General features: G+C 68.7%; 12 protein-coding genes and 1 tRNA gene. 10 read left to right on the top strand and 3 right to left on the bottom strand.

The window, feature by feature from the left end:
- From Q4P07_RS11785 to galK, 6 genes are all read left to right on the top strand, one after another.
- Positions 1-915 (top strand): alpha-ketoacid dehydrogenase subunit beta (locus Q4P07_RS11785; protein WP_303375107.1); only part of this gene is annotated, 915 nt, incomplete at its 5' end.
- Positions 916-925: 10 nt separating this feature from the next.
- On the top strand, positions 926-2,182 hold the full coding sequence (locus Q4P07_RS11780) for a dihydrolipoamide acetyltransferase family protein (protein WP_303375106.1): 1,257 nt from the start codon (positions 926-928) through the stop codon (positions 2,180-2,182).
- Between the two features lie 85 nt (positions 2,183-2,267).
- On the top strand, positions 2,268-2,624 hold the full coding sequence (locus Q4P07_RS11775) for a VOC family protein (RefSeq protein WP_303375105.1): 357 nt from the start codon (positions 2,268-2,270) through the stop codon (positions 2,622-2,624).
- A gap of 29 nt (positions 2,625-2,653) precedes the next feature.
- The gene (locus Q4P07_RS11770) at positions 2,654-3,886 is read left to right on the top strand and encodes an MFS transporter (RefSeq protein WP_303375104.1); all 1,233 of its coding nucleotides are present in this window, start codon (positions 2,654-2,656) and stop codon (positions 3,884-3,886) included.
- Positions 3,883-6,018 carry an alpha-galactosidase gene (locus tag Q4P07_RS11765; protein WP_303375103.1) on the top strand — a complete coding sequence of 712 codons (2,136 nt, stop codon included), beginning with the start codon at positions 3,883-3,885 and terminating at the stop codon, positions 6,016-6,018. The genes Q4P07_RS11770 and Q4P07_RS11765 overlap by 4 nt, the downstream gene beginning before the upstream one ends.
- A gap of 2 nt (positions 6,019-6,020) precedes the next feature.
- Positions 6,021-7,217, top strand: a complete 1,197-nt coding sequence (galK, locus tag Q4P07_RS11760; RefSeq protein ID WP_303375102.1) for a galactokinase — start codon at positions 6,021-6,023, stop codon at positions 7,215-7,217.
- Here the strand turns inward: galK and Q4P07_RS11755 are convergent.
- Both Q4P07_RS11755 and pta read right to left on the bottom strand, forming a co-directional pair.
- Positions 7,210-8,457 (bottom strand): acetate/propionate family kinase, encoded by a 1,248-nt coding sequence (locus tag Q4P07_RS11755; RefSeq protein ID WP_303375101.1) that lies wholly within the window; start codon positions 8,455-8,457, stop codon positions 7,210-7,212. The genes galK and Q4P07_RS11755 overlap by 8 nt on opposite strands.
- A 4-nt stretch (positions 8,458-8,461) precedes the next feature.
- Positions 8,462-10,567: a phosphate acetyltransferase gene (pta, locus tag Q4P07_RS11750; protein ID WP_303375100.1), complete on the bottom strand. Its 2,106-nt coding sequence runs from the start codon at positions 10,565-10,567 to the stop codon at positions 8,462-8,464.
- A 211-nt stretch (positions 10,568-10,778) separates the two neighbouring features.
- Between pta and Q4P07_RS11745 the strand changes: the two genes are divergently transcribed.
- From Q4P07_RS11745 to Q4P07_RS11735, 3 genes are all read left to right on the top strand, one after another.
- Positions 10,779-10,855: transfer RNA gene (locus Q4P07_RS11745), tRNA-Val, on the top strand.
- Between the two features lie 243 nt (positions 10,856-11,098).
- Positions 11,099-11,356 carry a type II toxin-antitoxin system Phd/YefM family antitoxin gene (locus Q4P07_RS11740; RefSeq protein ID WP_303375099.1) on the top strand — a complete coding sequence of 86 codons (258 nt, stop codon included), beginning with the start codon at positions 11,099-11,101 and terminating at the stop codon, positions 11,354-11,356.
- Positions 11,357-11,360: 4 nt separating this feature from the next.
- Positions 11,361-11,618, top strand: a complete 258-nt coding sequence (locus Q4P07_RS11735) for a Txe/YoeB family addiction module toxin (protein WP_303375098.1) — start codon at positions 11,361-11,363, stop codon at positions 11,616-11,618.
- A 237-nt stretch (positions 11,619-11,855) separates the two neighbouring features.
- On the opposite strand, the gene Q4P07_RS11730 is transcribed toward Q4P07_RS11735, so the two are convergent.
- Positions 11,856-12,527 carry a hypothetical protein gene (locus Q4P07_RS11730; RefSeq protein WP_303375097.1) on the bottom strand — a complete coding sequence of 224 codons (672 nt, stop codon included), beginning with the start codon at positions 12,525-12,527 and terminating at the stop codon, positions 11,856-11,858.
- A gap of 330 nt (positions 12,528-12,857) precedes the next feature.
- On the opposite strand from Q4P07_RS11730, the gene Q4P07_RS11725 reads away from it, so the two are divergent.
- On the top strand, positions 12,858-14,237 hold the full coding sequence (locus Q4P07_RS11725; protein WP_303375108.1) for an IS110 family transposase: 1,380 nt from the start codon (positions 12,858-12,860) through the stop codon (positions 14,235-14,237).
- Positions 14,238-14,254 lie beyond the last annotated feature (17 nt).

Below are 14,254 nucleotides of genomic sequence, written 5' to 3'. Positions count from 1 at the left end.
CTCGGTGAGGAGATCGGGGTCTTCGAGGGCTCCTACAAGATCACCGCCGGCCTGCTTGCAGAGTTCGGGGAGACGCGGGTGCGGGACACCCCGATCGCTGAGGAGGGGTTCATCGGCGCCGGGGTCGGCATGGCCATGCTCGGCATGCGCCCGGTGGTCGAGGTCATGACGATCAACTTCACGTTGCTCGCGATCGACCAGATCGTCAACCATGCGGCCAAGATCTACGCGATGTTCGGCGGCCAGGTGTCAGTGCCCATGGTGATCCGCACTCCAGGCGGGGGCGGCCAGCAGTTGGCCGCCACCCACTCGCAGAACCTCGAGGTCTGGTATGCCCACATCCCCGGGCTCAAGGTCGTCGCACCGTCCAATCCCGCGGATGCCAAGGCGCTGCTCACCGCCTCGATCCGTGACGACGACCCGGTCCTGTTCCTGGAAAACCTCGCGCTCTACAACACCAAGGGCGAGGTCCCAGACGGTGAGCAGGTCGGCGAGATCGGTAAGGCCGCCGTGGCCAAGCCGGGCACCGACCTGACCGTCGTCAGCTACTCTCGCGCCACCCTCGTCGCGCTCGAGGTGGCCCGCCAGTTCGAGGAGCGGGGCGTCTCGATCGAGGTCATCGATCTGTGCAGCCTGCGGCCCCTTGACCGGGAGACCGTCTGCGCGTCGGTGCGCAAGACCACGCGTGCCGTCGTGCTCGAGGATGACTGGCTCACCTACGGCATCGGGGCCGAGATCGCGGCGACGATCCAGGAGGGTGCCTTCGACTATCTCGACGCCCCGGTGCGGCGGGTGGCCGCGGCAGAGATCCCGTTGCCGTATGCCAAGCCGCTGGAGAATGCTGCACTCCCCGACGCCAAGGACCTGACCAAGGTCATCAACGAGGTTCTCGACTCCACCCGGTTCTCCCGCTAGGAAGCGCGCCATGCCTGACGTCCTCATGCCCCGCCTCTCCGACACCATGACCGAGGGGGTCCTCTCGCACTGGCTCAAGAAGGAGGGCGACGAGGTCAGCCGGGGTGACATCCTCGCCGAGATCGAGACCGACAAGTCGACGATGGACCTCGAGGCTTACGACGACGGGATCCTCACCAAGATCCTCGTCGCCGAAGGCACCACCGTGTCCATCGGCGAGCCAGTCGCGGTCATCGGGGAACCGGGTGACTCTGGCGGGGCCGCCGCTGCGCCGACTGAGGAGTCAGTCGCCGCCGCCTCGGACTCCCCGCCCAAGTCCCCTCACCCAGACGCCCGGGTGAGGGCGACGCCGCTGGTGCGCTCCCTCGCCCGCGAGCGCGGGATCGACCTGACCACGGTCCACGGCACCGGCCCGAGCGGGCGGATTATCCGGGCCGACCTTGAAGACCTCGAGCGCACCAACGCCCCGGCCCAGCCGGAGTCGCCGGCTCCGCCCAGCCAGCAGGCCGAACCAACCCAGGCGCCTCAGGGCGCACCCTCTGCACAGACGGCACCTACCGTCAGCTTCGTGCCGGCGAGCGAGGACGACGAGAAACTGCCGCTCACCTCGATCCGGCGGATCACTGCCGCTCGCCTCACCGAAAGCGCAGCCGCGCCGCACTTCTACCTCACCGTGGTCGTCGACGTCGAACCACTGATGCGCTTCCGAGCGGAGGTCAACGAGCAACTGGCCGGTGACGGCGTGAAGGTCACCGTCACCGACCTGCTCGTCCGAGCCTGCGCCGTGGTCTTGCGGGCGCATCCAGAGATCAACGCCTCCTGGGGCGGCGATCACATCGTGCGCAGGGGTCACGTCAACATCGGGATCGCGGTGGCCATCGACGACGGTCTGATGGTCCCGGTCATCCGCGACGCCGACCGCAAGACAGCCCGCGAGATCGGGGCCGAGGCGCGCGAGCTCGGTGATCGCGCGCGGGCTGGTCGGCTGACCCCCGACGAGTTCTCGGGCGGCACCTTCACGATCAGCAACCTCGGTATGTTCGGGATCAGCGAGTTCACCGCTGTGATCAACCCGCCCGAGGCGGCGATCCTCGCGGTCGGCGCGTCCGTGGAGACCCCCGTCGTCAAGGACGGGGAGGTCACGGTCACGACGACCATGCGCCTGACTCTCACCGTTGACCATCGCGTCATCGATGGCGCGACCGGCGCAAACTTCCTGAGGGACGTGGTTCGCGTCCTCGAGGAGCCCCTGCGGATCGTCGTCTGACTGCCCGGGCAGGGGAGCGGGCAACCCCAGGTGCCGGGATAGTCATTTTGCCCACCGATGGACCTGCTCGTGCCAGACTCTCCGCATGGCTCACGGAGACATCACCCACGTCGACATTCCGGTCCGCGACATGTCGAGCGCGACCAGCTTCTACGGCTCGCTCTTCGGCTGGCAGATCAACGAGATCCCCGGTTTTGAGGGCTACCCCATGTGGCAGGCTCCCAACCAGGTGAGCGGTGGGGGACTGGCGCCTCGCGAGGAGACGTTCACCCAGCCGCGAGCGTATGTCGAGGTCGACTCCATCGACGACACTCTCGCCAAGGTGACCGAGCTCGGCGGCGAGGTGGTCATGGGCCGGTCGCCGATCTCGGAGAACAGCTGGTGGGCGATCTTCCGTGACGCTGACGGCAACGAGCTCGGGCTCTTCGAGGGTGAGGTCTAGCCGTCCCGGACTCTGATCACGCGGCCGGGATGGTGCTCCGCCGCGTCTTCCCGCCCGCGCTCGGGCCGTCGTTCCGGTGGCTGTTTGGCTCGATGACGGTCACGAACCTCGGCGACGGGTTGTTGCTAACCGCCGGGCCGCTTCTGGTGGCCGGGGTGACGCGCGACCCGCTCGCGGTGTCTTTCGCGGTATTCGCCCAGCGATTGCCGTGGTTGGTCTTCGGGGTGCTCGCCGGGGCCGTGGTCGACCGGGTCGACCGAGTCCGGCTGGTCATGCTCGCCGACGCGCTGCGGGTAGTCGTCGTGGGGATCTTTGCGATCATGCTGGCTGTCCAGGACGTGGGCCTGGTCACGATCTATGTGACCTTCTTCCTGCTTGGCACGGCCGAAACATTCGCGGACAACGCCGGTTCGACGCTGCTGGTCCAGATCGTGCCTCGAGCGCGTCTGGGTCAAGCCAACTCCCGGCTGATGGGCACCGTCATGGTGACCAACCAGCTCGCCGGACCACCGGTGGGCGCCGCTCTCTTCGCGATTGCCTCGTGGGTCGCCTTCGGAGCCAATGCGATCCTGTGCGCTCTGGGGGTCTTGCTCCTGATGAGGCTGCGTCGGCATGCGGCAGTGTCCAGCCCCTCGGCCCAGGTCGCGCCCGCGCCGAGCCTGTGGTCCGCGACCCGCGAGGGCATGGCGTGGCTGTGGCGCGACCCGCCGATGCGCACCCTCGCGTGGACGATCACGCTCTTCAACATCACCTACGGCGCCAGTTTCGGGATCTATGTCCTCTACGCGCAGGAGATCCTCGGGCTGGGGGATGTGGGCTTTGGCATTCTGATGGGCGTGGCTGCCATCGGTGGGCTCCTGGGATCGGTCTTCTTCGGGCGGCTGGAGCGGCGCTTCTCCTACACGACGCTGCTGAGGGCCGGGCTCATCCTGGAGACCTGCTCGCACGCTGCCCTGGCTCTGACCCGCTCGCCCTGGGTCGCGGGCACGATCCTGTTCCTCTTCGGCGTGCACGCGGTGATCTGGAGCACGACCTCCACCACCGTGCGCCAGCGTGCAGTGCCTGACGAACTGCTAGGCCGTGTCACCAGCGTCTACTTCCTCGGCAGCCTGGGCGGGATGAGTATCGGCGTGCTGCTCGGAGGCTGGGTCGGGCAGCAGTGGGGCATCCTCGCCGTCTTCTGGTGTGCGTTCGCGGTGTGCTCGGTCTTCCTGTTGCTCCTGTGGCAGCCGATGCGGCACGTCGGGAGGGCAGCGACATGAGCCTGCTGCACCTGCGGGCAGCGGGGGTCTGCGTCATCCTTGAGTGCTCGCAGCGGCGCCTTCCCGTGGTCCGCCACTGGGGCGCCGACCTGGGCGACCTGTCCGAGACCGACCTGGACGCGCTCGCCACCGCAGGCCGGGCGGCGTTCGTGGACAGTCCCTTCGACGTCGCCGACCAGGTCAGCATCCTGCCTGAGCACGCCCGAGCCTGGATCGGTCGCCCCGGCGTCGAAGGCTCGCGTGCCGGGCGTGACTGGTCACCGGCCTTCCGCACGGAGACCGACCCTCAGGTCACCACGATGGCCGAGGGCACGCAGCGGGTGGTCGCGCACGCGACCGACCCCAGGGCGGACCTCACCCTCGCCCTCGAGCTGGAGTTGCATCCGGGCGGGCTCCTTCGCCTGCGCTCCACCCTGACGAGCACCGGCGGCGAGCCCTACGAGGTCGGCGCAGTCCGCCATACCCTGCCCGTCCCGGAACGCGCCGTTGAGCTGCTGGACTTCACCGGCCGCCACACCTATGAGCGGATACCCCAACGTCAACCATTCGGCGCCGGGGTGCACTCGCGCGAGGTGCGCACGGGACGCACGGGGCTGGACGCCGTCCACCTGCTGTGCGCGGGCGAGCCGGGCTTCGGCAGCCGGTCCGGCCAGGTCTGGGCGCTGCACCTCGGCTGGAGCGGCAACCAGCAGACGTATGCCGAGCGTCTCCACAACGGCGCCCGCCTGCTCGGGTCCGGAGAGGCGCTGGAGCACGGTGAGGTCCGGCTCGCGGCGGAGGAGTCCTACACGACGCCGTGGCTGTATGCCGCACACGGCACCGGGTTGGACGAGGTCACCGGGCGCTTCCATGCCTGGCTGCGATCACGACCGCACGCGCCGCGTCGCCCAAGGCCGGTGACGCTGAATACCTGGGAGGCGGTCTACTTCGACCAGTCGCTCCAACGGTTGACCGCCCTGGCCGACGTCGGTGCCGGCATCGGGGTGGAGCGCTTCGTGCTCGACGACGGCTGGTTCGGCGGCCGTCGCGACGACACCACGAGCCTGGGGGATTGGACCGTCTCGCCCGACGTCTGGCCCGATGGGCTCGCGCCCTTGATCCGGCACGTCCACGGGCTCGGGATGGAGTTCGGCTTGTGGGTGGAGCCGGAGATGGTCAGTCTCGACTCCGACCTGGCCCGGGCGCACCCGGAGTGGCTCTTCAGCGCCGGGGGTCGTCGTGGACTTGACTCCCGACAACAGCAGGTGCTCGACCTGGGCCACGCCGGTGCCTACGCCTACGTCCGTGGCCAACTGCTCGACCTGCTGGCCCAGCATGAAATCGCCTACCTGAAGTGGGACCACAACCGCTACCTCAACGACGCTGGGCACACCCCGGGGGGTGAGGCCGGGGTGCATGCGCACACGCTGGCGGCCTACCGCCTGATGGATGAGCTGATCGCCGCTCACCCCGGGCTGGAGATCGAGTCCTGCGCCGGCGGAGGCGGGCGGGTTGACCTGGGCGTGATGGACCGGTGCGTGCGGGTCTGGGCCTCCGACTGCATCGACCCCCTCGAACGCCAACAGATCCAGCGGTGGACCTTTGCGCTGCTGCCCCCGGCCTGGGTCGGCACCCACATCGGGTCCTCACCGGCGCATACGACGGGTCGGCGGCACGACCTCGCCTTCCGGGGTGAGACCGCCATCTGGGGACACCTGGGGATCGAGTGGGACCTCACCCGCGCTAGCGGTGGGGAGCTCGCCGAGCTGACCGCTTGGGTGGCCTTCCACAAGGCGCATCGAGAGCTGCTCCATACCGGGACGGTCGTCAACGCAGATCACCACGACGAGGCTGTCCGGGTGCACGGGGTGGTGGCCACTGATCGGGGCGAGGCGCTCTACTCCGTCGTTGCCCTCGCCCGAGCGCACACCACCGGACCCGGCCGGATCCGGTTGCCGGGGCTCGCCCCCGACCGGCGCTACCGCGCGACCGTCCCGACCCCGGGGCAAGAGCTGGCCGTGCAGGGAAAAGGCGTCGTGCCCTGGGCACGTGAGGGGATCGTGCTGACCGGCAGGGTGCTCGAGGAGGTCGGACTGCCTATGCTGCTACTTCTGCCCGAGCACTCCCACCTCATCCATCTCGAGGGGACCTGACGATGAGCCTGACCTGGTTGGATCCTGCCGACGATGCAGAGGTGGCTGACGACCTGGCCCGCCACTTTCACCGTGAGTTCAGCGCGTCCCCTGAGGGGGTGTGGGCCGCGCCCGGCCGGGTCAACCTGATCGGGGAGCACACCGACTACAACGACGGATTCTGCCTGCCGCTCGCGTTGCCGCACCGCACCTATGCCGCGGTTGCCAGGCGCGGCGACGGCATCCTGCGGATCCGGTCGAAGCAGAAATCGACCGGTTGGGAAGGTGCGATCGACCAGATCTCGCTTGGGCATCCGAGCGGGTGGACCCCCTATGTGGCCGGCGTGCTCGCGGTCCTGGCAGAGCAGGTCGGGTCGGCGAGCCTGGGGATGGATATCGTCGTGGACGGACGGGTGCCGCTGGGGGCCGGCCTCTCCTCCTCGGCCGCGCTGTCCTGCTCGATCGGGGTGGCGGCTCGCGACCTGGTGCCCGGCCTCGGCGCACTCTCAGACGCGCAGGTCGCGGCGGCGTGCGTGCGCGCCGAGAACGAGTTTGCCGGCGCCGCGACCGGCGGCATGGACCAGACGGTCTCGATGCGGGCGGTCGAGGAGCACCTCCTCCTGCTCGACTGTCGCGACGCGACGGCGGTGCCGGTCGCCTGGACGTTGCCCGCCTATGAGGTCCTGGTGATCGACACGCGCGCGCAGCACTCGCTGGCCGACGGGCAGTATGCCGCGCGGCGGACCACCTGTGAGTGGGCCAGCGAGGCGCTGGGTGTCGTCTCCTTGCGGGAGATCACCCCAGCCCGGCTCGAGGACCCCGCGCTGGTCCAGGCGCTGTCGAGCGATCCGGTGGCGTTGCGGCGGGTGCGGCACGTCGTCACTGAGAACGAGCGCGTGCTGGATCTGGTCGCCGCGCTCGCAGAGCAGAATGTCGACAGGGTCGGCACGCTCATGACTGCTTCCCACGTTTCCCTGCGCGACGACTACGAAGTCTCAGCGCGTGAGCTCGACGTGGCGGTCGCGGCGGCCCTCGGTGCGGGCGCGTCGGGTGCGCGGATGACCGGTGGCGGCTTCGGCGGCTCGGCGATCGCGCTGGTTCGCCGCGACGACACCGAGTCGGTCGCCCAGCAGGTCGCGCGCGCGTTCGACCAGGAGGGACTGCGGGCACCGGCATTTCTCGTGGCGTTGCCCAGCAGAGCTGCTGGCCGCGTCAGCTAGCCGGCTTCGTCCCGGCGATCACCGCGGCGGCCTCGCGGGCGATCTCCCACTCCTCATTGGTGGGGATCACCAGCACCGCTACCGAGCTGGCCTCGGTGCTGATCCGGGTCTCGCCGTCGACGGCCGCATTGGCGGCTGGGTCGAGCTGGATCCCGAAGCCGGAGAGTCGATCGACGACGGCTGCACGCAGCTGCGGACTGTTCTCCCCGATCCCGGCGGTGAAGGCGATCGCGTCCAGGCCACCCAGCACGGCCGCATACGCGCCGACATATTTCAGCAGGCGGTGGACGACCACGTCGAAGGCGAGCTCTGCGTCCGGGTCGCCAGCGTCGCGACGCAGGCTCACGTCACGAAAGTCTGCGGACCCGGCGAGGGCCAGCAGGCCAGACTCCTTGGACAGGGCCCGCTCGTAGTCGTCCAGGCTGAGGCCTGCGACGCGCGTCAGGTGACCGCCGAGTCCGGGGTCGAGGTCACCGGGCCGGGTGCCCATGACCAGTCCCTCCAGAGGGCTCAGCCCCATTGAGGTGTCCACCGAGCGACCCCCGTCGATAGCTGAGGCGCTCGCGCCGTTGCCCAGGTGCAGGACGATCGACTTGACGTCCTCGAGCGGGCGTTCGAGCAGGGCGGCGACACGGCGCGAGACGTAGGCGTGGCTGGTGCCGTGGAAGCCGTAGCGGCGCACGTGGTGCTCTTCCCGCCACTGCCGGGGCACGGCATAGGTCGCCGCCTCCGCGGGCATCGCGTGGTGGAAGGCGGTGTCGAAGACCGCAACCTGGGGCACCTCGGGGAAGGCCTGCTGCGCAACGGTGATGCCCTGCAGGTTTCCAGGGTTGTGCAGGGGCGCGAGGGGGACCAGCCGACGGACCGTCTCCAGGACCGACTCGGTGATGAGGGTCGAGGCGCTGAAGGAGGCGCCCCCATGGACGACGCGGTGCCCGATCGCGATCAGCTCGACCCCGCCCAGATCAGGGCCGTGCTCGTCGAACGCCTCCCGCAGGAGCTGCATGGCCGCGACGTGGTCTGGCACCGTCAGCACACGCGCGCGCCGCTGGCCGTCGACGGTATGGCGTGCGGCGCCCGTGGGCAGTCCGATCCGCTCGATCAGGCCGGTGGCGTCCGCGTGGCCGGTCGCAGGATCGAGGAGCTGATACTTCAGCGACGATGATCCAGCATTGATGACTAAGACGCGTCGGGGCTGCTCAGGGCGTGCTGGCGGCACGCTGGGCGGGGTGGTCGTCATGGTGTCAGCCTTGGGCCTGGATGGCGGTGATCGCCACCGTGTTGATGATGTCGCGCACGGTGGCTCCTCGAGAGAGGTCGTTAACGGGTGCGTTCAGGCCCTGCAGGACCGGGCCGATGGCGACCGCCGCGGCGCTGCGCTGCACGGCCTTGTAGGTGTTGTTGCCGGTATTGAGGTCCGGGAAGATCAGCACGGTGGCCCGGCCGGCGACGGGCGATCCCTTGAGCTTGGTGGCGGCCACCGAGGGGTCGACGGCGGCGTCATACTGGATCGGGCCCTCGACGAGGAGGTCAGGCTGGCGCTCGCGCACCAACGCGGTGGCCGCACGGACCTTGTCGACGTCGGCCCCAGAGCCGGACGCGCCCGTCGAATAGCTCAGCATCGCCACTCGCGGCTGGACGCCGAACTGCGCGGCGGTGCGCGCAGAGGAGATCGCGATGTCGGCCAGCTCCTCAGCGGTGGGGTCGGGGTTGATCGCGCAGTCGCCGTAGACGAGCACGCGGTCGGCCAGGCACATGAAGAAGACGCTGGAGACCACGGACGTACCGGGTGCGGTGCGGATGATCTCCAGCGCCGGACGGACCGTGTGCGCCGTCGAGTTGATCGAGCCGGACACCATGCCGTCGGCCTGCCCGCGGTGCACCATCAGCGTCCCGAAGTAGGCCGGGTCGGTGACCAGGTCCCAGGCCAACTGGGGGGTGATGCCCTTGTGGGCGCGGAGGCGGGAGTACTCCAGCGCAAAGTCCTCCCGCAGCGGACTCGTCTGGGGGTCGATGACCTGGGCCCCGTCCAGCTGCAACCCCAGGGACGCGGCCCGGTCCCGGACCTCCTTCTCCGGTCCTAGCAACGTCAGGCGTGCCACCCTGCGCGCGAGGAGGGTGTCGGCGGCGCGGAGGATCCGCGGCTCCAGGCCTTCGGGCAGCACGATGTGCGACTCGCTGGCGCGCGCCCTGGCCGTGAGCCGGTGCTCGAACATCAGGGGAGTCACTGCGGTGCTGGCCGGGGTCCCGGCGGCGCGTTCGGCCTCGGTGGGCAGGAGCAGGTCGACGTCGACATGGGTGTGGACCAGTGCCCGGGCACGCTCGATCTTGCGCGCGGAATGGGCTCCGATGCGGCCCTTCACCTCATACATCGCCATCGCGGTGCTCATCGTGCCGCCCTCGCAGGTGATGATCGGCAGCTCCACCCCGATGCCATCGATCAGCCGACCGATCTGTGGCGTGGGCAGGAAGCCGCCGTTGAGCACCAACCCAGCCAGGGACGGGAAGGTCGAGGAGCGGTGCGCCATGATGGCCGAGAGCAGGACCTCCTCGCGGTCCCCGGGACAGATCAGCACACACCCTTCGGTGAGACGGTCCAGGACGTGCGGCATCGTCATACCTGCCACCAGCATGCTCATCACTTCGCGGTCGAGCAGCGCTTCGTCACCGAGCAACAGACGACCGTGGGCCGCCTCCATGAGATCGCGGACGGTCGGCGCGCTCAGCAGGGGATCGGAGGGGACGACGAAGACGTGGGGGACGGTCGGATCGCCAGCTGTCTGCGCCTCCGCGGCAACGCGTGCAGTGATCTCGTTCTGGAGAGACTCCACCAGGTCTTCGGACGCGCGGTTGGCGATGACGGCACCGACCTCGGCGTGCTGGCTGCGGGCCTCCTCAACGGTCAGTTGGGCCGCCGTAGCGCTCTCCTCCGCAGACCGGCCAACGCAGGGGACGATGAGGATGATCGGGGCGCCCAGGTGCGCGGCGATGGCCGCATTGACGGAGAACTCGGTCGGGGCCGGCACCCCGGTGAAGTCCGACCCCACGACCAACACCGTGTCATGATTCGCCGCGAACGAGTGGTAGCGCTCGAGCGCCTCGCTGATCGCGGCGTCCCGGCCGTGGTGCACCTCGTCGTAGGTCACCCCGATCGCCGCCTCGGGCCCGACCGGAGAGGTTGAGAGCGGGTGGAGGAGCTCGATGAGCAGGTCGTGCTCGCGGTCTAGGACGATGGGCCGGAAGACCCCGACCCGTCCTCCCCGCGCGCTGAGCTCGGCCAAGAGCCCGACGGCGAGCGCCGACTTGCCGGACTGGGACTCAGCTGATGCTAAATAGAGAGCGGTCGCCACGTCACCAGCCTAGTTGCCTCGCGGACGACACCGAAGTGGCACGTGACGACCTATCGCCGGCATGGCGAAGCTGTGGGTCTCTGCTGCGGTGATGGCCATTGCTCTTGAGCGCTTGGTGCGGACGTGTGGCCGAGCAGCTCGACCCCTGACCGGCGATTTCACGAACGTCCCGGGGGCGCGATAAAGTGCGGCGTCGCGCATGTGCGCGCCTGGACGTGTAGCTCAGTTGGTTAGAGCGTTCGCTTCACACGCGAGAGGTCATGGGTTCGAGTCCCTTCACGTCCACCATCACCGTTCACGGCCTGACCAGCGGAAACGCTGGGGCAGGCCGCAACAGTCTTCCTCTGCGTGTCGGATACGTGTCGGATGAGTTCAGGCGCCTGAGTGTCGTCGAGGTGGACGCCCAACCCCCCATGGCTGCGGCTCATGTATGCGACCGGCAGGGCCAGAAGGCGCGACGACGGTAGGAGCCAGAGCCGGCGTTGACGCGTTCTGCCCGTGAGCGTACAGTTACCTGTACAGGAGGTTGACATGAAGACGATGAGCTACACCGAGTCGCGAGCCCGCTACGCAGAGGTCCTGGACAGCGTGACGGACGACCGCGAGGAGGTCGTGATCACCCGCGCAGGTCACGAGCCGGTCGTCATCGTCTCCCTGGCGGACTACGAATCGTTGCGCGAGACTGCCTACCTCATGCGCTCACCCGCCAACGCCCGACGGCTGCTGGACGCCATGGAGCGCCTCGAGGCAGGTCGGGGGCAGCCGCGCAAGCTGCTCGAGACGGACTGAGCGGGTGCTGCTCGTCTGGGACGAGAACGCGTGGGAGGACTACCTCTGGTGGCAGTCGCAGGACCGCAAGGTCCTCAAGCGCATCAACCTGCTGCTCAAGGACATCCAGCGGAACGGCAACGAGGGGATCGGCAAGCCTGAGGCGCTCAAGCACGACTTCGCCGGCTACTGGTCGCGCCGCATCACCGAAGAGCACCGACTCCTCTACAAGGTCGTAGGCGATGAGGTCCGGATCGCCGCCTGCCGGTACCACTACGGATAGCCCCCTGGCGGCGTTTTCGGGACGTCGAGCCACGCAGCCACTCTCTGGTCCATGCATGCACGTCACGGGGCTCGAAGTGGTCCTCCTGATCTGGTGGATCATCCCAGGCGCGATCCTCTACTTCGTCGTACGTCTGGCGGTTCGGAATGGCATCAGGGGCGCGCGGCGCGAGCGTGCCTAACCCCTAGGGTCAGCACAACACTTCGAGGGCCTCGCGGCATGTGAGTGCGTGTGCCCTCAGGTGTAGAAGGGCTGCTGCTGTGATGGGTCTGCCTCGACTATGTCGAGGTCCGGGATGCTCAACAGTTCGGCCACGACGTCTTCGGACGCGCCGATGCCTGCCCAGTGCGGATCGACGTCGGCCGCCATGCACCAAGCACGGTCGGCCGGCCACACGAAGGCAGGAGCAAGGTCCTGCCTTGGGATGCCGGGCGCCATGTCGGCCGCGCCCCAGCCGCCCAAGTCCGCTACCGGCCCTTGGAAGAGGTAGTAGTTGCGATGCTCATGTCTGACCATCGCTCCGTCAAGCACCTCCACAGGGAAAGCTGGACGACTTCTGGGCATCTCCCGCTCTTCCCCAGATGTGCGGTCGACGAGGAGTCGGAGCGTGTCTCCACGAAGATCGCCTACTCCTTCCCAAGGGCAGTGGTAGGCATCATCAGGCGTGGTGGTGTAGTGCTGTAAGACTTCGGCCAGCCCTCGCAAGAGATGGATCTCATGAACAGGCTCACCTTGCTCGACCACGCCATCAGCTTCGGCCTGGTCAGGTTCAACTGGGTCGGGCAGAAAACGAAGCCGCGCGTACGCACCGAAGACTGGCGGGCCGAAAAGCGGAAGCCTCGGCCAGGGTTGAGGATGCTCGGTCAACCACTCCGCGGCGGCAAGGTCAGACGACGGCCTCAGGGTCACCACGCCATCCTGGCATTCCCCAGGCCGAGGGAGATCCGGACGAGCGTAGCCGTCCTCAGGGCGGCAAAGTCGGACGAGCGTAGCCGTCCTCCACGCGGCATTTAGGTTGGTTGGCATCCCTGCGGGGGTCTGATCTAGCGGCTGGGACACATGGTGATCCCTTTGTACTGAGAGGCTCCCGCAGGGTCTCGATGGTGAGCGGTGTCCCTATTCGGGAACTTGGAGCCCCACACGTCTTGGGGACTCCTGCTTGCAGAATGTCTGGGCTCAGCCGACTCCTCCTCGAGATCACCGAAGCGCGGTACCGAGAGTGAGGAGCTGGACGTGGGGATGACGTTGGGAATCGACCTGGCCTGCCGGGCGGCGCACGTGGCGTCGCTGGCTGGCCCGGACGGCATGCTGATGTGGCGCGGACGCAAGTTCTTCTCCCGCACCGCCGACCTGGAGCGGCTGTGGGCCGACCTGGACTGTGACCCGGCTGAGTTGATGGTGGTGATGGAACCCACCCGCAATGCCTGGATTCCGGTCGCGGCGTGGTTCCGCCGCCGCGGCGTGAAGGTGGTGATGGTGCCCACGACCCAGTCGGCGGACCTGCGGGAGTACTTCTCCAAGCACACCAAGCACGACCGGCTCGACTCGGTGCTGCTGGCCCGGCTGCCGTTGCTGCACCCCGAAGGGCTGCGCGAGCACGTGGGCGACGGGCCGGCCGACCCGCTGCGCCGCGTGGTCAAGCAACGGTCCTCGATCGCCAAGCGCCGGACGGCGGTGTTCAACCGGCTGGACGCTCAGCTCGAGCTGCTGGGGCCAGGCTGGTACGACGCGCTGGGCACCGACTACGGCAAGGCCACCTTGGCGTTCCTGGCCCGCTACGCCGACCCCACCGCCGTCATCCGCCTCGGGCAGGCACGGTTGGCGCGGTTCCTGCGCCGCTACTCCCGTGGCCACTGGCGCGAAGGGAAGGCCGCCGAGCTGATCGCCGCCGCCCAGGAGTCGCTGCGGCTGTGGGACGGCGACGGCCTGAACTTCGCCGAGCTGGCCGCCGACATCGCCGTCGAGGCCGAGCAGGCCATCGCGCTGACCGAGCAGATGGTTGACCTGGACGAGCGGATCGCCAACCTGTACGCCGAGGCCGACCCGGCCGGCCTCGTCCGCTCGGCCCCCGGCGTCGGGCCGGTGCTGGCCGGCATCATCGCCGGCCGCCTAGGCGACCCGCACCGGTTCACCTCCCTGGCCGCGGTCCGCTCCTATTCCGGGCTCGTGCCGAAGGTGAGCCAGTCCGGCACCGCCGAACGCAGCGGCGGACTGACCAAGGCCGGTGACCCGCTGCTGCGCGAGGCGGTGTGGATGGCCGCCGAGCAGGCCCGCAAGCTCGATCCGCAGCTGGCCGCGAAGTACGCCCGGCTGATGGCCGCCGACAGCCGGCACCACGACTCCGCGGTGTGCCACCTGGCCACCATCTTGCTGACCCGCATCGCGACCTGTTGGCGGACCGGGCAGCCGTACCAGATCCGCGACGTCGACGGCACGCCCCTGACCCAGGCCGAGGGCAAACGCATCGTCACGGAGAAGTACCAGGTGCCCGCAAAGCCGTCGAAGAAGCGCTACTACCGGGCCACGAACCACAAGGCAGACCGGGGGTCACAGGAGTCGCTGAGCGCTCCAACACCCCGGCCTGCCAGCACTCAGCCTAAGCCGGCCAGAGTTGCTTGACTTCCCTTAGGAACTCA

The sequence above is a fragment of the Ornithinimicrobium sp. genome (assembly GCF_030537745.1).
Classification (GTDB): Bacteria; Actinomycetota; Actinomycetes; order Actinomycetales; family Dermatophilaceae; genus Ornithinicoccus.
The sequence above is the reverse complement of the archived record's forward strand: the minus strand, read 5'-3'. Positions and strand labels throughout refer to the sequence as shown.